This window comes from Vespertiliibacter pulmonis (genome assembly GCF_013377275.1).
Taxonomy (GTDB): domain Bacteria; phylum Pseudomonadota; class Gammaproteobacteria; order Enterobacterales; family Pasteurellaceae; genus Vespertiliibacter; species Vespertiliibacter pulmonis.
In genome coordinates, this window is record NZ_CP016615.1 from 975538 (window position 1) to 996040 (window position 20503).

A 20503-nucleotide genomic window follows, 5' to 3' on the forward strand; every position below is an offset into this window, starting at 1 on the left:
GCGGTTACTTACGTGCTTTTTTATTATTAATTAGACGTGAGTCGTTTTTCTAAATAGTGTTAGTGCAATCAATAAGAAACCGAGTACACAAGAAACGATGAGTGCATAGAAGCCACCGTCCCAACCGAATAGATCGACTAATTTACCCATTACATATCCTGCACTTGCTGAGCCGATAAAATAGCCAAATAGACCAGTTAAACCCGTTGCTGTACCCGTTGCTACACGAGGAACTAAATCTGCTGCTTGTAAACCAATCATCATTACAGGGCCGTAAATTAAGAAACCAATTGCAACTAAGCAGATATTATCAATTAACGGATTACCCGCAGGGTTTTTCCAATAAATAATAATTGCAATTAATACGCCAACGAGGAATAGAAGCATTGGTGGAGCACGGTGTCCTTTGAAAACTTTATCGCTTAAGTAACCGCTTGCAAGCATTCCAAAAATACCTGCGTATTCGTAAAGAAAGTATGCCCAGCTTTGTTTATCGACAGAGAAATGTTTAACCTCTTTTAAGTAAGTCGGTGCCCAGTCAATAATACCGTAGCGGATAAAATAAACGAATACGTTTGCAAATGTAATTGCCCAAAGGAATTTATTGTTAATAATATATTTGAAGAAAATATCTTTAGAAGAAAGGGTGTGTGCAGACTCTACTTTCTCAATAACTTTTTCGCCTTTATATTCATCAATAGGAGGTAACCCTTGTGATTCTGGGGTATCTCGCATTAAAAAGAACATAATAAAAGCAAGCACAATGGCAATCAATGCGGGTAAATAGAACATAGATTGCCACACACCGAAGATGGATAAGCCTAAAATTGCTAATGGCCCGATTAAGCCACCACCGATATTGTGTGAAACATTCCACCAGCTCCACCAAACACCCCGTTCAGATACAGAGAACCAGTTTGTCATTGTTTTTGCACCTGGTGGATAGCCCATTCCCTGAAACCAGCCATTAAATGCAGCTAATATAATCATAATGGGAATAGAAGATAGTACGCCAGGTACTAAACCAAAAATTAAACTAATAATAGCAGAGCCGAGTAAGCCAACAGTTATAAAATATTTTGGGTTACTGCGATCAGAGATATTCCCCATAATAAATTTACTTAAGCCGTAAGCAAGTGAAAGTGCTACGCCCACTTTACCAAGGTCGGCTTTACTAAAGCCATATTCATCAATTAAATAGGGAATAGCGAGAGAGAAGTTTTTACGAATTAAGTAATAGGCGGCATAGCCAATGAATACGCCAGCAAATACTTGCCAACGCAATTTGCGATATTCTGCATCGACCTTTGCATCATCAATGCGAGGGGCTGGAGCAGAGGCTTTCAAGAATGAAAACATAGGTATCTCCTTAAAATGGTTTATTGGTTGTTGTTATAAAGATATTACATATAGTTGTACTATACACATTCATTTAAATTAGAATGAGACGCAAGTATATTTGTTCTTAACTATGTTTTCAATTCAGTGGTAATCGTTATTTGATTAAAGATATATTTATCTTGTGTAGCATTGAGGGAAATCAAAAAATTGATATGTATCAAATAAATAAACGTAATTACTACATAATTTTATTTATTCTTTTAAAATAAAATTCCTTTGATAATTTATTCAAAGGAAAATATATATTAACAACAAAATAGGGGGCATTATGAACTTATTTGAAACAACGAATCCAACTCGTCGTCGTTATGGTGTTGCACTTTTCGTTGGTGTGATTGCAGGTATTATTTCTGCGTTTGTAAAATGGGGAGCAGAGCATCCGTTACCGCCTCGTAGCCCATTTGATTTTTTCGCTTCAGCTTGTACTGATCCTTCTCAAGCTCTTGAGGTTTGTTCTCGTGCATTTTTAAATCCGCCACACGTTTTTTTAAGAGATTATCTTGGTATTGACCCAACACAAGCGGTATTTACTTTTGCTGATCAAGGTTTTAACTGGATTGGTGTAACACATATTATCTTTTCATTAGTATTTGCTATTTCTTATTGCGTTATTGCTGAAATTTTTCCTAAAGTTAAACTATGGCAAGGTGTATTTGCTGGGATTGTTGCAACTATTGGGGCCCACTATATTGCATTCCCATTATTAGGTTTAACCCCGCCTGTTTTAGATTGGCCATTATATGAACATATTTCGGAAATTGTAGGGCATATTTTATGGTTTTGGACAATTGAAATGATCCGCCGTGATTTACGTAACCGCATTACTAAACAGCCCGATCCAGAAGTTCCATTAGATTAGTCGTATTGTTAATTCCAAGTGAATAGAAATATAAAAACTGACCGCTTGTATATGTTTACAGGCGGTCAGTTTTTATATTTTAAAGTGGTTATTTCAGATTTATTTAAAAAGAGTTAATAAAATTATTGCATAAATGCTGGTAGATCTGTCTCTAGGAATATATAAATATTTGTGCTACATTCGGAAAGTGGCTATTTTTACAACAATATTAGCTTATAGCTTTTTCATACGGAAGGAGTACAAAATGCAACAACATGCTTATTATAATCCAGAAATTCATGGTAATTATCAACTTATTTCCCTCGGTGATTTTGAACTTGCTGAAGGGGGAAAAATACCAAATCTTGAACTAGCTGTGCGAACATTAGGTACGCTGAATGAAGACAGAAGCAATGCGATTTTAATTACAACTTGGTATTCTGGTACAAGTAAAATTATGGAAGATGTTTATGTGGGTGAGGGGCGTCCGCTTGATCCAAATCGCTATTTTATTATTATTGTTAATCAAATTGGTAATGGGCTATCTACTTCACCTTGGAATGCACATGAGTCTATTCGTGGAAGTAAATTTCCATTGGTACGCATTGAAGATGATGTAAAAGCACAATATAAGCTTTTGACAGAGCATTTTGGTATTACGCAGCTAGCTTTGGTGATGGGCGGATCAATGGGGGCTCAGCAAACCTATGAATGGGCGGTGCGTTTTCCAGATTTTATGAAACGGGCAGCACCTATAGCAGGTTATGCTAAAAATAGTGATCATGATTTTATTTTCACTCGAACCTTAATGAATACATTGACGATGGATCCGGCCTTTAAAGACGGGGAGTATGATTCTATTGAAAGTATGAAAGCCGCATTATCAAGACATGGTGATATATGGAATGTGATGGGGTTTAGTACAGAAATGTGGCGTAAAAAATTGTATGAAGATTTGCAATTTCCTGACGCAGTAAGTTTTAGTGAAGGCTTTACTCAGGCTTATTTTCAACCAATGGATCCAAATACATTACTATGCTGTGCTTGGAAATGGCAACACGGGGATGTTAGTCGTCATACAAATGGCGACTTAAAAGCAGCATTGCATCGTATAAAGTGCAAAATGTATTGTATTGCTATTGATGAGGATATGTTTTTTCGTCAGGCAGATTGTAAAGTTGAACAAGAGATGATTCCAAATAGTGAATGGAAAGTAGTAAAAGATGATTGGGGGCATTTAGGGCTATTTGGTATGAATCCACAATATATCAAACAAATTGATACACTTTTAGGTGAGCTATTAGCATTAGACTTATAGTTTATTATTTGGAGGCTATCTTAGAATATGAGCATTTTCTAAGATAGCCTTTTTTATATCGGTAAATTAGCGCTGAATTTGATTAGCAATAAATTCAATGAGTTGCTCTTTAGCAATCATCTGTTTTTCACCTGTACGGCGATTTTTATACTCAATCTCACCATTATCAAGATTTTTCTCGCCAATTACAATCATATGCGGTACGCCAATAAGTTCCATATCAGCAAACATTACACCTGGGCGTTCTTTACGGTCATCAAAAATCACTTCGATACCTTGTGCCATCAATGTTTTATAGAGTTCTTGTGCAAATGCTTGAACTTTTTCTGATTTTTGCATATTCATTGGCACAATTGCAACGGTAAAAGGCGCGATGGCATCGGTTGGCCAAATAATGCCTCGTTCATCGTGATGTTGTTCAATGGCGGCAGCCACAACACGAGTAACACCAATGCCGTAACAGCCCATAATCATTGTTTGTGGACGTCCATCTTCACCTTGAACGGTGGCTTTCATTGCCTCTGAATATTTTGTACCAAGTTGGAAGATATGCCCAACTTCAATGCCTCGTTTAATTTGAAGTGTGCCTTTGCCGTCTGGGCTTGGATCACCTTCAACAACATTACGTAAATCAGCGATTTTTGGAAGAGCGACGTCACGTTCCCAGTTCACGTTAAAATAGTGTTTGCCGTCAATGTTTGCACCCGTTGCAAAATCGCTCATTATGGCAACGCTTCGGTCAATAATTACTGGAATAGATAAATTAACAGGACCAAGTGAACCAACACTCGCCCCAATTTTGGCTTTGATATCTATTTCATCAGCAAATTCAAATGGTTCGGCGACTTCTGCTAATTTTTCAGCTTTAATTTCATTGAGTTCGTGATCGCCACGAATAACTAATGCGACTAATGGTTGTTCTTCCGTTGAGCCTTTTACGATCAGTGTTTTTACAGTTTTCTCAATAGGTAGAGCAAATTGTTCAACAAGTTCATTGATCGTTTTTGCATTTGGCGTGTCTATAAGTTGCATTTTAGCCGTAGGCGCTTGGCGTTCACCAATCGTAATCGCTTCGGCAAGTTCAATGTTGGCAGCATAATCAGATTCAGTTGAAAATACGACATCATCTTCACCACTTTCAGCTAGCACTTGGAATTCGTGGGAGGCTGAACCGCCAATAGAGCCAGTATCAGCAGCCACTGGGCGGAAATCCAAACCTAAACGAGTAAAAATATTACTATAAGTTTGGTGCATAATATCGTAGGTTTCTTGCAATGATTCTTTACTGATGTGGAAAGAGTAAGCATCTTTCATTAAGAATTCTCGTCCACGCATTACACCAAAGCGTGGGCGAACTTCATCACGGAATTTTGTTTGAATTTGATATAAATTCAACGGAAGCTGTTTGTATGAGCTAATTTCTCGGCGAACTAGATCAGTAACAACTTCTTCGTGAGTTGGGCCAAGCACAAAAGGGCGGTCGCCACGGTCCTTAAAACGAAGCAATTCTGGACCATAGTCCTCCCAGCGTTCAGATTCAATCCATAAATCGGCAGGTTGGACAACAGGCATTTCCACTTCTAATGCCCCGCTTTTATTCATTTCTTCACGAATAATATTCTCGACTTTTTTTAATACACGAATTCCTGTTGGTAGCCAAGTATATAGCCCTGAAGCAAGCGGTCGGATCATACCTGCTCTTAGCATTAATTGGTGGCTGACTACTTGAGCATCATTTGGTGTTTCTTTAAGCGTTGAAAATAGATATTGGCTTGTACGCATTCTGTTATCTCTTAATAAGCTAAAAATCCCTTTATTCTAAAGCAAAACCGCACAATTTCTTTAGAAATTTTTATGAATTTGTAAAAATTGTCGAAATCTAACCGCTTGTTTAACAAAATTCAACGGCAAATAAAAATCCCCTATGGATAAACCCCCATCATAATGGTAGAATTGCTTAACTTTTTGCTCAGTTATAGAGCATATTTCAATTTGGGTGTAGGAAAACTGGTTTGACTTCTCGGCGACTCTCGCTGAAGTAGTTGAAATTTCAGCGTTTTTCTTTACACTATTTAACTCTCGCACTAAGCGAATTCACATAGGAAACAAAAAATGAGCATTGAAGAACGCGTAAAAAAAATCATCGTTGATCAACTTGGCGCAAAAGCAGAAGATGTAAAACCAGAAGCTTCTTTCATCGAAGATTTAGGTGCAGATTCTCTTGATACTGTTGAGTTAGTGATGGCTTTAGAAGAAGAATTCGATATCGAAATTCCTGATGAAGAAGCAGAAAAAATTACTACTGTTCAATCAGCAATTGATTACGTTCAAAACAATTCTTAATAAATAAAAAAGCGACAGTAAGTCGCTTTTTTATTATCTGATTTTTTATCTTAAAAAGGCATTTTCATTCCAGGCGGTAATTGCATACCAGCAGTAACTGTTGCCATTTTCTCTTTTTGTAACTCTTCAGCACGGCGTACAGCGTCATTAAATGCGGCAGCAATTAAATCTTCCAGCATCTCTTTATCATCTTCCATTAGTGATGGGTCAATTTCAATACGGCGACAGTTATGAGCACCATTGACCGTAATTTTCACTAAACCTGCACCTGATTCACCCGTTACTTCTAGTTGGGCGATCTCTTCTTGCATTTTTTGCATACGTTCTTGCATTTGTTGAGCTTGCTTCATTAAGCCGCCCAATCCACCTTTTCCAAACATTTATAACTCCATAAATCAATTAAAAACATTGCATTCTACTGAACCAACTGGTGTGGTGCAAGCGGTTAAATAAGCAAAAAATTAGCAAATTTTACCGCTTGTGAGATTACTCTAGGCTAGATTTTAGTTTTATCTCGCACCGCACCTTTATCTGCTGAAGTAGCAAAATGCCCGTAAACTTTTAAAGCGAAAGAGACTTCTCGTTCACGATTAACAGGTTTCCAGCCTAATTTATCTTGTTCTTGTCGGCGTTGAGCAAGTTCTTCATCTGATACGATAAGCTGAATGGAGCGATTTGGAATATCAATTTCAATGGTATCGCCGTCCTTGACTAGACCAATAACACCGCCTGCGGCAGCTTCTGGTGAGCAGTGTCCGATTGATAAGCCTGATGTACCGCCAGAGAAACGCCCGTCTGTTAATAAGGCACATTCTTTACCTAAGCCGATAGATTTGAGGTAGCTTGTTGGGTAGAGCATTTCTTGCATACCTGGTCCGCCTTTTGGCCCTTCATAGCGGATAACAACAATATGTCCTGCTTTTACTTTGCCACCTAGAATACCTGAAACAGCATCTTCTTGGCTTTCAAACACAATAGCTTTTCCTGTGAATTTTAGGATACTTTCATCGACCCCTGCTGTTTTCACAATACAACCATCGAGCGCTAAATTTCCTGAGAGCATTGCTAAACCGCCATCTTGGCTATAGGCAAACTGTTTACTGCGGATACAACCATTTTCACGATCATCATCAACGCTATCCCAACGGGTATCTTGAGAGAAGGCTTGAGTTGTTCTGATGCCAGCAGGCCCTGCTCGGAAGAATGTATGTACTGCTTCGTCTTTGGTTAAAATAATATCATATTGGGCAATTTGTTCTGCAAGGCTCATTCCTAGTATGGTATGAGTATTGCTGTTTAGCAGATTTGCACGATCTAGTTCACCTAGAATTGCCATAATACCACCCGCTCGATGTACATCTTCCATATGGTATTTTTGGGTATTAGGTGCAACTTTACTCAAACAAGGTACAACTCGGGATAATCGGTCAATATCAGCCATTGTAAAATCAACGTCGGCTTCTTGAGCGGCCGCTAACAGATGAAGAACTGTATTGGTTGAACCTCCCATTGCAATATCTAAACTCATTGCATTTTCAAAGGCTTGTTTATTTGCAATGGCACGAGGTAATACTTTTTCATCATCTTGTTCATAGTAACGTTTGCATAGTTCAACAATTTGTTGTCCTGCTTTTAAGAAGAGTTGCTTGCGATCAGCGTGAGTAGCTAAACACGAGCCGTTACCTGGCAAACTAAGACCTAAAGCTTCAGTGAGGCAGTTCATTGAATTAGCGGTAAACATTCCAGAGCAAGAGCCACAAGTAGGGCAAGCAGAACGTTCGATTTGTTCGCTTTCTGCATCAGAAACATTTGGATTTGCTCCTTGAATCATTGCATCAACTAAATCTAATTTGATGATTTTATCGGATAGCTTGGTCTTTCCAGCCTCCATTGGTCCACCTGAAACAAAAATAGTTGGAATATTAAGGCGTAGAGCTGCCATTAACATTCCAGGGGTGATTTTATCGCAGTTGGAAATACAAACCATTGCGTCAGCGCAGTGTGCATTGACCATATATTCAACAGAGTCTGCAATTAAATCACGGCTAGGTAATGAATAGAGCATACCGCCGTGCCCCATTGCGATGCCATCATCAACGGCAATAGTGTTAAACTCTTTCGCAACACCGCCTGCTTTTTCGATTTCGGCAGCAACTAATTGCCCCATATCTTTTAAATGAACGTGTCCTGGCACAAACTGTGTAAATGAGTTTACAACGGCAATAATAGGTTTGCCGAAGTCGTTTTCTTTCATTCCAGTCGCTCGCCATAATGCTCGAGCCCCTGCCATATTGCGACCTTGAGTGCTGGTTGCAGAACGTAATTTAGGCATTATTATCTCACTCCATATTTTTTATAATTTAAATTTATTATTGTGATATTTATTAAATCTTTGTGTGGCTATAAGTATAGCCAATATCGTCTTCATATTTATTAAAATAGGTATAACTGGGGTCAAGCCAAGAAAATAACCAATTTCGTAAATCGCCAGGTTTATATTGTATTAGGGTGCTTGCTGGGAACTCTTGTAGTACAATCCGTTTTTCAACCCGAGGATAACAATTAGCAATATGCATTGGTCCTGAATTAACTCCGATAAATTTTGCAGAGCCTGCAATGAGTTTTGCTGTTTCCCAGTAGTTTAACTGCCCACATAAATTAAGCCCAAAGCCAAGAGGCTTATCATTTTTTCCTCCAATTTGGATAATATCATAATGTTGATAATTCTTTTTAATTGATGTAATTACATCGTCAGACATCACTCGGACATCATCTTCTCCTAAGGTTGTTCGTATGTTAGGCTGATTATCTCTTGTTCTATCTGAACCTGTTGTATGAACTATAATTCTATTTGGTTTAATGATTTCATTTTCAAAAATATATAAACGAGGGTGCTTTAAAGGAATGGCTGGAAATGGTGTTTTTTGTTTTGTATCATAAAGAAGATTAAAACACATAAATTCAGTTTGGCTGTTAATTATGTGTGAATTATAATTATTCGCATAATTTTGGCATTGCTCTCGTATTCTTGTATCAGGTATAAGATTTAATTCTGGCAAATGCTGACTTTCTTCCTCGTCCATAAATACAACATAGGGGTTATAATCAAATGCCCAAATGCGTTTATCACTAATTACACATTTGTTACCTGTGAGATGATAAATATTCTCTGGAATGGCAGTTGTACAGATTTGATCACCAATATGTATAAAATTAAAATACAATTTATACATTGTTCGAATTTTCCTCTTTTACTATTTTGACTTAGATATTTACTTAATCAAGTTTATTCCAATATAAACTTGATTGCCATTTTTGAATGTAAACCAGTGCTATCAAATAATGGTAAATTATAATCAGCTTGTTGTATCAATAAACCAATTTCGGTACAGCCTAAAATAACGCCTTCAGCACCTCGTTGTTGTAAGTCTTTAATGATATCTAAATAGAATTGTTTTGATTCTGGGCGAATAATTCCAACACACAGTTCATCAAAAATAATGCGGTGAATTTCTGCTTGTTGTTCATCATTTGGCACAATAACGTTAATTTGCTGTTTGTTTAAATAATCACGATAAAAATTATCTTGCATCGTAAAACGTGTACCAAGCAGAGCAATATTATTTAATTTTTGTTCTTTAATTGCTTGTACAGTGGCATCAATAATATGTAGAAATGGGATATTGATTGCTTGAATAATAGGTTCTGCGACTTTGTGCATAGTGTTAGTTGCTAATAAAATGGCCTCAGCCCCTATTGTTTCAAGACGTTTTCCTGCGTCGGCTAAAATCTCACCCGCTTGTTGCCAATCCCCATTTTTTTGACATTGGACGATCTGTTCAAAATCAACACTATAAACAATAAGTTTAGCACTGTGATTATCACCTTTTGCTTGGTTAATTGCGTGGTTGATCTGAGTATAATAACTTGTTGTACTTTTGGGCGATATTCCGCCAATGATGCCAAGGGTTTTCATAATTTTATCCTGTGAATTTGGTGGGATAGCAAATTTTTTGTGTTATCCCACCGCTTGTAGATTACCTATGTTTAGTTTACAGAGATAACATCAGGTAATTTTACCAGTTGATGAACCAACAATGATATTTCACGTTCGCTTTGTACAGTGAGCTGTAATGTAATGTACTCACCGTGTTCACTATTCAGTTTGAGAATAGTAAAACCCCGATGGCGGATAACTCGTAATAAGCGTTCTAATGTTTCTGGGCGCTGTTTGGCTTGAATAGTTAATGTATATTGATTCATTATTACACCCCAATATCTTCTTCAATCATATCGCTGTTACACGCATTTGGTGGCACAAGTGGCCAGACATTCTCTTCATCTGGAATGCACACGTGGAGTAAATAGGCATTTTCAGCATTCAACAAGCGGTTAATTGCCTCTGAAACTTCACTTGCCTTTTCAATGCGTTCGCCTTGTATTCCAAAAGCAGACGCGAGAGTGATGAAATCTGGGTTATCATCAAGAATCGTTTGGCTATGGCGGCCGTGGAAGAAAAGCGATTGCCATTGACGAACCATACCTAATCGTTGGTTATCAAGTAGCACCATTTTAATTGGTAAATTCCCTCTTTTGATTGAACCAAATTCTTGGATATTCATCATTAATGAGCCGTCTCCTGTGATCAAAATAACAGGATCTTGTGGGCGAGCTTTTGCGACACCAATAGCTGCAGGTAAACCAAAGCCCATTGTGCCAAGCCCCGCAGAGGTTAAATAATTTTCTGGGGCAAAGTGTTGCATATGTTGTGCAGACCACATTTGATGTTGCCCAACATCGGTGGTAACTACGGCATTTTGTGGTTTACGTTGTGAAAGGGTATTGAGTAATGCCCACGGATCAATCTCTTTATCCCCTTCATTATCTTGATAAGTAAAATCAAAATCAGCTTTCATCTGTTGAATATCATTACGCCAAGCATCAATAGAGAGCGGTTGGGCAAGGAAATTCATTGCTTCAGTTAAATTCCCCTGTAAAGCAACATCAGCTTTTCGTAACTTATTGATTTCTGCAATATCAATATCAATATGGATTACTTTGGCACTTGGTGCGAAGGTATCTAATTTTCCTGTTACTCGGTCATCAAAGCGAGCACCAACAGCAAGAAGTAGATCGCATTCTTGAACAGCATAATTGGCGGTTTTTGTGCCGTGCATTCCAAGCATTCCCATATAAAGTGGGTTATTAGGTGGGATAGTACCTAATCCTTTTAAGGTGGATACAGATGGCATTTGCGTTATTTCAAGGAAAGATCGTACCGCTTGTACTGCTTTTCCCATTCCAACACCGCCTCCAACATAAAGGATAGGGCGTTTTGCTTGAGCAAGTAAGGTTTTGGCTTCAGCTAAAGCGGTAGGGTTTTGGGTATTATCTGCAATTTTCTCATAGACAATTGGTTTTGATGACGTTGGAGCAAATTGTACGTCTTTAGGAATATCAATGAGTACTGGGCCAGGTCGTCCGCTTTCAGCAATTTGAAAGGCTCTCGCCATAATTTCAGGTAATTCATCAATATTTTGCACGATAAAGCTGTGTTTTGTGCACGCAAGTGATAAACCTAACACATCAATTTCTTGAAAAGCATCTGTACCGATAAATGCGCTTGCTACTTGTCCTGTGATGGCAACGATTGGGATAGAATCCAGTAACGCATCGGCGAGGCCCGTAATTAAATTAGTAGCCCCTGGCCCTGAGGTCGCAATGCAAACGCCTGTTTTTCCAGTTGAGCGAGCATAGCCAATTGCCGCAATTGCTGCACCTTGTTCATTACGACAGAGTAAATGATCTAAGCCTGAATCATAAATTGCATCATAAACCGGCATTATTGCACCACCTGGGTAGCCAAATAGTGTACGTACCCCTTGTGCTTTTAAGCATTCAATAACTAAATTTGCACCATTCATTGATGTTGTATCCTTTTGTTATTCTTATAGTAAAAGAAACATATTGATAACATAGTTTATTAAGTTTTTGAACCCATTCAGTAAAATTTGCTGAAAAAAAGTTGAAAAAAGGTTAAAACAGCACAATGTAATTCACATTATGCAATGTAATAAAAGGATATTTTTGTGCCACTACTTATTTTCTTACTTGGTATTTTTCTTTACATTTATATAGAAATTTCGTTGCTGATTACGGTAGGCTCAGCTATTGGTGTATTGCCTTTGATGCTATTGATGCTAGGTATTTCAATATTGGGTATTTGGTTAATTAGAATGAGTGGAATAAGGGCGATCTGGCAGCTTCGTTCTCAAATTTATGAGGGAAAGAATATAACACAAGCGGTTATTTCATCTTTATTTTTTGTTATTTCTGGTTTCTTACTTATTCTTCCTGGATTTTTGAGCGATATTTTAGCGTTCTTACTCTTATTACCTATTACTCAAAAATTTATACAGCAAATAGGATTGGCGTTTTTTCGTCGTAAGTTTAGATTTGATATTTTTAGTTCAAATTCAGCATCTTTTAGGAGAAATACTGCAGATGAAAATACGTTTGATGCCGAATTTGAACGCCAACAAGATGAAAATAAATGGATTAAATAGTCCATATTTTATAAATGGAAAAGGAAGGTAGGCTTCTTTTTAGTTACCTTCTTTTTCCAAATTACGTTGAATAATATCTTGCCATTCAAGGCTAAAATAGAACCAGTATTTATCTCTAAATAATGCGTCTGGGGAAATTAACCATGGTTTATAAGGACTAGTATAGTGAATAATGAGAGGGTCTTGATCTAGTTTCTCTGTTTCTTTCGATAATTCAAATTTTCCTTGTGGATAAAAACCAAACCTTGCACCAGCTTGAAAGTTGTATATTTTATCGGCAACAATGATGTCATTATTGAGTACTATATTGAGAATATCTTGATCTGCGTAAATCACTTTTTTTATAAATTTTTCTGAATAGGCAAGTAATGAACCTTGAATATTTTGTTTCTTCCACTTTTTATTGTTTACTAATAGAACACCTGCATTGAAATAGGGCCTAATATTGTGGAAATGTTCTGAATTGTTTACGTACATATCAGTAACAGCAACAGCCGATTTATCATAAAAATTTTGGTAATAGAAATCGTATAAATTACCATTGACGACAATATCGCTATCTAAATAAAGGACTCTGTCTTCCGGAATTTCTTGAAGATAATAACGATAGTATGTTACTTCAGTGATATGTTCTGCTGTTGGGTAATTCTGTAGATGGTCATGAAGTATTGTAGCACTAATGATTTCACAATCTAATTGATTTAGGTAATGATTCATAACATTAAACCATTCATTGGGGAAATCTTTATGTAAAAGATAAAATTTAACATTACGATGTTTATGATAACAGATGGATTTAATTAATGTGATAGCTTGCGCTGAGTACTTAATATCACAAGCTAATGCAATGATCATTGGTTCTTTTTTCATTAAAGGATATTCCTATTGCTCTTTGAGAATTTGGTTCATTAATTGACCGTCAATATGACAGTAGCCATTCGGATTTTTATCTAAATAATTTTGATGATATTCTTCTGCAGGAAAATAATGCTCAAGTGCTTCATTTTCAATAGCTAAGGGCTGGGTATATTGTCTTTGTAGTTCGTTAAGTGCTTGTTCAATGATAGGCTTATCTTGTGGATCAACATAATAAATCCCTGTGCGATACTGAATGCCTTTATCTGCACCTTGCTGGTTGATACTAATTGGATCGATAACTTTAAAATAATACTCCAGTAATTTTGTTAAACTAATTTTATCGTTTTCATAGGTAACTTTGACGACTTCTGCGTGTCCGCTACCACTACATACTTGCTGATAACTGGGGTTTAAACAGTTACCATTAGCGTAGCCTGATTCAGCATTGATAACGCCTTTGATGCGTTGCATAAAGGCTTCTGTTCCCCAAAAACAACCACCCGCTAAGTAAATATCTTTTTGCATTTTATATTCCCTATCATTTAAAAAACGTAAAACTTAGTGCTAATCTAACCGCTTGTAGTGTTGAAAAACGATTGCAGTTCCTTGAATAATCCAACCAACGCCAAGGGCAAAGGCAAGTGTACTAATACCTACTGTACCGCCAAGTAAATAGCCACATAGGCAAGCACTGACTTCAATAGTGGTACGAACAATGCCAACTCGCCAACCATATTTTTGGCAGATACCGACCATTAGCCCATCTCGTGGGCCAGCTCCAAGTTCGCAAGAAAGATAGAATGTTGTGCTTACTCCAAATAGTATTAATCCAATAATAATAAAAGCGATACGTTCAATCAATAGCTCAGGAACGGGGAAATAATAGACGGTAAGATCGATAAATACAGCAATAATTATGACGTTTAATAGCGTACCTAACCCAAAACGTAATTTTAATGGTAGCCAAAGTAGTAGTACTACGAGGCTGATGATGCCAATCACAATACCAATCGATAGCCCTGTTTGTAGGGAAAGCCCTTGTGCAAAAACAGTCCAAGGGCTTGAGCCAAAATTAGCAAGCACGATCATACCATCTCCGATACCCATTACAGCCATTGCAATGCAAATAACAATCAGTGGAAGGGGTTTAAACTGCCATTGATGTTGTGCTGCCCAAGGCATTTTAGGAATAGGGGATTTTCTACTCATAACGTAAGGCTTCCGCAGGTTCGATTTTTGAGGCTCGATAAGCAGGGTAAAGCGTGCAAATTAACGATAAAAAAATTGAAGAAAGTACAATAATTGCGATTTGTGAGTAAGAGATCTCGGTCGGTAGAACAACACCCGTTGGGTTGATTACTGTAATTAAATTGCTCAAATAGGTAGTTGTTATCCAGCCGAGTATACCGCCGATAATAGCTCCGATGATTCCGACAATCGCACCTTGCATCACAAATATTTGCATAACTTGCCCCTTGGTTAGCCCCTGGGTTTGTAAAATGGCAATTTCGCCTTGTTTATCAACAACCATTAAACTTAGAGAGGTAATAATATTTGAAATAGCGACAATAATGATTAGGCTTACTAGCAAGCCCATCATATTTTTTTCCATTCTAACGGCTTGGAAAAATTCTCCTTTCTGCTCACGCCAATCTCGAATTTGCCATTTATCGTTCGAAAACGTTTGGGCAAGTTCGGTTACTTGGAAAGGATCGTTGAGAAAAAGACGTACGCCTTGAACTTGGTTTTCTGGTAAACGGAGTAATTTTCCTACATCGGTTAAATTAGCAAATAGAGTATAACTTCCTGCTCCGTTATAGCTATGGTAGATATCGCTTACCGTAAATAATCGCTGTACTGGCACTCGTCCAAAAGGAGTGTATTGGCTATTTTCAGTGATCATTAGCCGAATTTTATCGCCTAAGGTTAGTTTGAGCTGTGAAGCAAGTTGAGCCCCGATAATTACGTTAAATTCATTGCTAGGTAATTTTTCAGTAAGATTTGGGATCTCTGCCAATAGTGGATCATCAGTAGAATTTTCAACGCCAATTAATACGCCAGCGTTAATAGCTTTTGGGCTTTGAATAATCACATTTGTTTGGCTAATTGGGACGGCTTTAGATGCAAAATCGGGTATTACAAGCGGTTCGTTTCTCGCCATGTTTTGCGAAAGTGGCGAGACAATAGCGTGTGGTAAAGAAGAGAGAAGGTTACGTTTTTGCATATTCTCTAAACCATTCATTACCGATAGGACGATAATCAATGCCATTACGCCTAGCACGATTCCTAGGCTAGCAAGATTAGTAACTAACCGTCCGAAACGGTCACCACTTTTAGATCGCCAATAACGTTGAGCAATAAATAATGGAGTTGTTAAATTCATATAATTACAATAAAAGTAAAAGCCCTCTGCGAATAATTGCAGAGGGAAAGTTGAAATCGCATTAACTTAGTTTATGCCCAAGTGTATTTTCCCCTGGTAGCTAATCGTTTGGGGAAGTGAGTATTATTAGTTGATAACACCACACGCCATTCTTGCACCACCACCGCCAAGCATTGCTGGGTGATCTGAATGATTATCTCCACCTATGTGGATCATCAATGCATGTCCACGAATATCATTCAACTTTTTCAAACGTGGTGCAAGCACGGGGTTGGTTGCTGTGCCTTGATGGCTAACCGCTAGAGCAGGTAGATCCCCCAAATGTGCATTATCAGACCACGGATACCCGTGTTGTTTAGCGTTAGTTGGATCCCAATGTCCGCCTGCTCCTAATCCTGCAACCATTTTTCCGTCTTTTTCTTTAGCTTCACAGCTTGGATTTTGGTGAATATGGAAGCCGTGTAGCCCTTCGGTCAGATCCGTTAAATTAGGGGTGAAAACTAATCCATAAGGAGATTCGGTAACCGTTACGGTACCAATATCTTTATTACCATTTTGATTAAGGAGTTGTAATTTAACCTCAATTTTTTCGGCATTCTCTGATGTTTGTGCGATAGATTGGTGAGTAAAACTTACGCCAATAAGTGTTGTAATAGTTAGTACTAATGTTTTGATTTTCATAAAAATTCCTATTTTCCTGTTTTAACAAATTCTTCAATATTTTGCGCCACTTTATTTACTAACGTGGTAACAGCGGAATCGCTTGCCCAAGCAATGTGAGGTGTAATCAAGAGATTCGGTAAACGTTTTGCTGCCTGCATAAGTGGATTATCTTTTTCAGGTGGCTCTTTAACTAATACATCTAATGCGGCACCAGCAATCACTCCATTTTCTAATGCATTTAAAAGGGCATTTTCATCAACCAGTGGGCCTCGTCCTGTATTGATGAGATAAGCAGTTGGCTTCATCATTGCTAAGGTTTCAGCATTGATTAGATTATGGGTAGATTCAGTAAGTGGGCAGTGTAAGCTCACAATATCTGCTTGTTTTAACACTTCTTCAAATGGGGTATAGCCTGGGCGAATAGCTGTTGCATTGCGATGTTCTGCGTAAAGTACATTCATTCCAAGTAATTCCGCTAAACGTCCTGTTTCGCTCCCTAAACAGCCTTTACCGAAGATTCCAAGGGTTGAACCACGCACATCAGTAATTGGATAGTCGTTATAACAGAATTGTCCACAGGTTGCCCAACGGTCAGAGGTAATTTGATCACGATGGTAACCAATTAAGCTATGCTTTAGGGAAAAGATCATACCTAATACGTGTTCAGGCACGGTAACACTTGAGTAACCAGTTACATTTTTGACAGCAATACCAAGATCTTTGGCAGCGATTAAATCAATATTATTCGTTCCTGTAGCAGTAAGGGCAATGAGTTTAAGGTTGGGTAATTTTTCTAATAATTCTCGGTTGAAGACAACTTTGCTAGTAACGATAATATTGGCATCTTTTGATCTTTCAAAGGTTTCTTCTGGGCTAGTACGATCGTATTCTATCCAATTATGTTCAAAAGTAGGGCGGGGAATATCGTGGCTGGCAGGTACGCCTGTACGGTCTAGAAAAACGATGTTTACCATCATCAAACTCCTTATTTTGTTATTCTTATGTTAAATTAAGTAGAACTATATAATAAGCGGTTAGATTTGCCAATTTTTTTACAAACTAACCGCTTGTCTTATTTTGAAGTATCTAATTCAGGGAAAGATTTAACTAAATCGTCTATGGCTTTCATTTGTCGAATAAAGCCTTCTAATGCAGAAAGAGGCAGGGCTGATGGCCCATCACATTTTGCATTGTTTGGATCGGGGTGGGCTTCAAGGAATAGTCCCGCAATCCCGACGGCCATTCCCGAGCGAGCGAGCTCAGTAACTTGTGCTCGTCTTCCACTTGAAGCCGAGCCAAATGGATCACGACATTGTAGTGAGTGAGTTACATCAAAAATAACAGGACAGCCCTTTGATACTTGTTTCATTACGTTAAAACCAAGCATATCGACCACTAAATTATCGTAGCCAAAGTTTGTGCCACGATCGCATAAAATCACTTGATCATTACCACATTCTTCAATTTTTTCTACGATATTCCCCATTTGTCCTGGGCTTAGAAATTGAGGTTTTTTGACATTGATTACTGCCCCTGTTCGAGCCATTGCTTCGACTAAATCTGTCTGGCGAGCAAGAAATGCAGGGAGTTGGATAATATCCACAACATCAGCAACAGGCTGGCATTGGTAAATTTCGTGAACATCAGTAATAATTTTTACACCAAAGGTATCTTTCAACTCTTGGAAGATTTTTAACCCTTGTTCCATTCCTGGTCCACGGTAAGAGTGAATAGATGAGCGGTTTGCTTTATCAAATGAGGCTTTAAACACATACGGCACGCCTAATTTCTGGGTAATTTCAACATATTTTTCACAAACGGTCATTGCCATATCACGGCTTTCTAGCACATTCATACCACCAAAAAGTACAAAAGGCTTATTGTTGGCAATTTCAATATTTCCGAGACGGATAGTTTTTTGATTCATAAAAGATCCTTGCTAATTAGCGGTGATAACTATTAAATAAGTATAAAGATCGTGAAGATCAATGAAATAAATTGGCTTTGCTCTGTTTTTCTAGCCCTACGATTTCTAATTTTAAAATTGTAGCAGAAGGGTCATCAGGGCATTGATCGATAAAATAACTGAGATCATCATAAGCGGCGTGGAAGCAATCCATACTGGCAAGTACCATTCCTCGATCTCGAATTTCATACGGATCATCAGGTTCAAAAATGAGACGATACTCAATCAAACGCAATGCTTCAGGGTATTTTCCTTCACGAGTCAGTGCCATTTTAAACACGGTTTCTAAGCGTTCTAATAATTCATCTTGTTCAGCGATACGCAAAAACTCACGCCCAAGTTCCACCCCGTAACCCATTTCCCCTTCTAACCATTTTTCCATTTTTTCAAACGGAAGATAACTACCGTCCCAAGGGTTGATAAAACGTGTTTCTTGTCGTCCTTGAGCGTTGATAATATCAGCTCGGATCACAAGCTGTGTTGGAAAATTTACGGGATAAAGGGGTAAATCTAGTGTTGCTGCTAAATAGAGTAAAATTGCTCCAAGTGAGACAGGCATTCCCCGTTTTTGGCGTAATACTTTGTGAATTAAGAGATTATCCGTATAAAAATATTCTGCGTAGTCGCAGTGAAAGCCCTGCTGTTGGTAAAAAAATTGCAGAAGCTGTTCAATACGTTCTTCACTTTTTTCACCCGTTACGACGGATTTTGCTTTTTTAGTCAGTGATGATATTAAGCCTCGAATTTGTGATTCAGATAAATCTTCATCAACGAGCATACTGAGCCGAATAAGCTCTTTATATAAAAATCGTTGTAAATCTATACGTTGTTTTTTCATTAATGTTGTTGGAAAAATTATCTCGTCCATATTGCCCACGTTACTCTCTCGTTACCGCCATAATCTTGAGCGGTTTGAATATTATGCCATTGATGTTGTTTAAAAGTGTGTTGAACCCAATGAGCCTGTTGCCAGCCGTGTTCTAAAATTAATGCGCCGTTATTTTTTAGGTAAAGCGGTGCGTTTTTGATTATTTTTTGCAAATCTGCCGTACCTTTTTCATCTGCAATCAGGGCAGAGAGGGGTTCAAAACGTACATCACCCTTATTTAAATGGCAGTCTTGTGCATCAATATACGGCGGATTGCTTACAATAAGGTCGAATTGCTCATTTTGCAAGGTATCAAACCAATTACCTTGTTTAAAATATACGTTATTAAGTCCTAATGCTTGCTGATTTTTTTTCGCTAACGCAACGGCTTCAGGCTGTTTATCGATCCCTAAAATTTCAGCTTTATTTCCTAGCTCGCTCGCAAGAGCTAGGGCAATAGCACCAGTACCTGTGCCAAGATCGAGAATATGTAAAAAAGATTGAGAATCCAACCGCTTGTATGCTATTTCTAGGGCAATTTCTACTAGTCGTTCTGTATCTGGGCGAGGAATGAGGGTGACGGGCGATACCATTATGGGTAATGACCAAAATTCTTTCTCACCTAAAATATATGCCATTGGTTCACCTTTGGCTCGGCGGGCTAATTTCTGTGCAAGCTGGCGTAATTCATTTTCTGTTAAGATTGTATCATTAAAGGCAAAAATAGCAGATTTTGACCGTTTAGTAACCGCTTGTAGCAGTAAATTTGCATCGGTTTTGGGATTGAGATACGGATCTTTTTCGGCATTTTCAAGTAGTGCCTGTTGTGCAAATTCAAGCCATTGCTGATAGGTTTTTGGATAAATCTTGATAGCGTGAAAACGTTCGCAAACTACTTCAAAATCATCTGTAACCTGCTGATTTTCAATGCCAAATTGAGATTGTTCAGTCAAAGGTAAACTTGATTGAATCTGTTGATTAAAAAATTGCTGATGAATTGCTCGCCAATATGCGAAATCACCTTCGCCTTCTGCTAGTGCAAATTCTTCGGGAACTTTGCCGAATTTTTCTACAAAAACGTCTGTTATTTGAATTTCTACAACAGGGTTACCTTGAGCGTCTAAAATAATTTCTGTTTTGCCTGTAACTGTTGGAAGTGGCTCATTTTCTAAGGTATAAAATAATTTGCCTGAACAAGTCGCTGTTTTTTCCCCTGCAACAACGAGATTAACAAGAGTATTTGGCGTCATACCAAATGCCCATTGCGATTTTTCGTATTGGTTCATTGCTCGGCTTCCT

General features: G+C 38.0%; 21 protein-coding genes. 4 read left to right on the forward strand and 17 right to left on the reverse strand.

All coding sequences use genetic code 11. The features are described 5' to 3' along the window. Window positions 1–30 precede the first annotated feature (30 nt). Window positions 31–1359 carry a phosphoglycerate transporter protein PgtP gene (gene pgtP, locus A6B43_RS04845; RefSeq protein ID WP_124211401.1) on the reverse strand — a complete coding sequence of 443 codons (1329 nt, stop codon included), beginning with the start codon at window positions 1357–1359 and terminating at the stop codon, window positions 31–33. Between the two features lie 310 nt (window positions 1360–1669). Between pgtP and A6B43_RS04850 the strand changes: the two genes are divergently transcribed. Continuing rightward, window positions 1670–2260: a YagU family protein gene (locus A6B43_RS04850; RefSeq protein WP_124211402.1), complete on the forward strand. Its 591-nt coding sequence runs from the start codon at window positions 1670–1672 to the stop codon at window positions 2258–2260. A gap of 244 nt (window positions 2261–2504) precedes the next feature. Next, on the forward strand, window positions 2505–3557 hold the full coding sequence (locus A6B43_RS04855; protein ID WP_124211403.1) for an alpha/beta fold hydrolase: 1053 nt from the start codon (window positions 2505–2507) through the stop codon (window positions 3555–3557). 66 nt (window positions 3558–3623) lie between these two features. Here the strand turns inward: A6B43_RS04855 and proS are convergent, their stop codons facing one another. Continuing rightward, window positions 3624–5339 (reverse strand): proline--tRNA ligase, encoded by a 1716-nt coding sequence (gene proS, locus A6B43_RS04860; protein WP_124211404.1) that lies wholly within the window; start codon window positions 5337–5339, stop codon window positions 3624–3626. 330 nt (window positions 5340–5669) lie between these two features. Here proS and acpP point away from each other — a divergent pair, with 330 nt between their 5' ends. After that, on the forward strand, window positions 5670–5900 hold the full coding sequence (gene acpP / locus A6B43_RS04865; RefSeq protein WP_124211405.1) for an acyl carrier protein: 231 nt from the start codon (window positions 5670–5672) through the stop codon (window positions 5898–5900). A 50-nt stretch (window positions 5901–5950) separates the two neighbouring features. Here the strand turns inward: acpP and A6B43_RS04870 are convergent, their stop codons facing one another. From A6B43_RS04870 to ilvG, 6 genes are all read right to left on the reverse strand, one after another. Next, on the reverse strand, window positions 5951–6280 hold the full coding sequence (locus tag A6B43_RS04870; RefSeq protein WP_124211406.1) for a YbaB/EbfC family nucleoid-associated protein: 330 nt from the start codon (window positions 6278–6280) through the stop codon (window positions 5951–5953). A gap of 116 nt (window positions 6281–6396) precedes the next feature. Beyond that, window positions 6397–8232 (reverse strand): dihydroxy-acid dehydratase, encoded by a 1836-nt coding sequence (gene ilvD / locus A6B43_RS04875; protein WP_124211407.1) that lies wholly within the window; start codon window positions 8230–8232, stop codon window positions 6397–6399. A 52-nt stretch (window positions 8233–8284) separates the two neighbouring features. Continuing rightward, window positions 8285–9133 carry a glycosyltransferase family 9 protein gene (locus A6B43_RS04880; RefSeq protein WP_124211408.1) on the reverse strand — a complete coding sequence of 283 codons (849 nt, stop codon included), beginning with the start codon at window positions 9131–9133 and terminating at the stop codon, window positions 8285–8287. Window positions 9134–9186: 53 nt separating this feature from the next. Further along, window positions 9187–9876, reverse strand: a complete 690-nt coding sequence (locus tag A6B43_RS04885) for an aspartate/glutamate racemase family protein (protein WP_124211409.1) — start codon at window positions 9874–9876, stop codon at window positions 9187–9189. 71 nt (window positions 9877–9947) lie between these two features. Next, window positions 9948–10163 (reverse strand): acetolactate synthase 2 small subunit, encoded by a 216-nt coding sequence (gene ilvM / locus A6B43_RS04890; protein ID WP_124211410.1) that lies wholly within the window; start codon window positions 10161–10163, stop codon window positions 9948–9950. 2 nt (window positions 10164–10165) lie between these two features. Continuing rightward, a complete protein-coding gene (gene ilvG / locus A6B43_RS04895; RefSeq protein ID WP_124211411.1) occupies window positions 10166–11824 on the reverse strand; it encodes an acetolactate synthase 2 catalytic subunit in 1659 nt (552 codons plus the stop codon). Between the two features lie 165 nt (window positions 11825–11989). On the opposite strand from ilvG, the gene A6B43_RS04900 reads away from it, so the two are divergent. Further along, entirely contained in the window at window positions 11990–12466 is a 477-nt protein-coding gene (locus A6B43_RS04900; RefSeq protein WP_124211412.1) for an FxsA family protein, read from the forward strand. A gap of 39 nt (window positions 12467–12505) precedes the next feature. On the opposite strand, the gene A6B43_RS04905 is transcribed toward A6B43_RS04900, so the two are convergent. The 9 genes from A6B43_RS04905 to prmC form a co-directional block, all read right to left on the reverse strand. Continuing rightward, entirely contained in the window at window positions 12506–13336 is an 831-nt protein-coding gene (locus tag A6B43_RS04905) for a glycosyltransferase family 8 protein (protein ID WP_237306845.1), read from the reverse strand. Between the two features lie 12 nt (window positions 13337–13348). After that, window positions 13349–13849 carry a peptide-methionine (S)-S-oxide reductase MsrA gene (msrA, locus tag A6B43_RS04910; protein ID WP_124211413.1) on the reverse strand — a complete coding sequence of 167 codons (501 nt, stop codon included), beginning with the start codon at window positions 13847–13849 and terminating at the stop codon, window positions 13349–13351. 39 nt (window positions 13850–13888) lie between these two features. Beyond that, a complete protein-coding gene (yczE, locus tag A6B43_RS04915) occupies window positions 13889–14533 on the reverse strand; it encodes a membrane protein YczE (protein ID WP_124211414.1) in 645 nt (214 codons plus the stop codon). Further along, entirely contained in the window at window positions 14526–15707 is a 1182-nt protein-coding gene (locus A6B43_RS04920; RefSeq protein ID WP_124211415.1) for a lipoprotein-releasing ABC transporter permease subunit, read from the reverse strand. Before A6B43_RS04920 ends, yczE begins: the two co-directional genes overlap by 8 nt. Window positions 15708–15833: 126 nt before the next feature. Next, window positions 15834–16388 (reverse strand): superoxide dismutase family protein, encoded by a 555-nt coding sequence (gene sodC / locus A6B43_RS04925; RefSeq protein WP_124211416.1) that lies wholly within the window; start codon window positions 16386–16388, stop codon window positions 15834–15836. Window positions 16389–16396: 8 nt separating this feature from the next. After that, the gene (locus tag A6B43_RS04930; protein WP_124211474.1) at window positions 16397–17344 is read right to left on the reverse strand and encodes a 2-hydroxyacid dehydrogenase; all 948 of its coding nucleotides are present in this window, start codon (window positions 17342–17344) and stop codon (window positions 16397–16399) included. Between the two features lie 98 nt (window positions 17345–17442). Next, a complete protein-coding gene (kdsA, locus tag A6B43_RS04935; protein ID WP_124211417.1) occupies window positions 17443–18297 on the reverse strand; it encodes a 3-deoxy-8-phosphooctulonate synthase in 855 nt (284 codons plus the stop codon). 58 nt (window positions 18298–18355) lie between these two features. Next, window positions 18356–19204 (reverse strand): SirB1 family protein, encoded by an 849-nt coding sequence (locus A6B43_RS04940; protein ID WP_124211418.1) that lies wholly within the window; start codon window positions 19202–19204, stop codon window positions 18356–18358. Next, window positions 19192–20490, reverse strand: a complete 1299-nt coding sequence (prmC, locus tag A6B43_RS04945) for a peptide chain release factor N(5)-glutamine methyltransferase (protein ID WP_124211419.1) — start codon at window positions 20488–20490, stop codon at window positions 19192–19194. Before prmC ends, A6B43_RS04940 begins: the two co-directional genes overlap by 13 nt. Window positions 20491–20503: the final 13 nt, after the last annotated feature.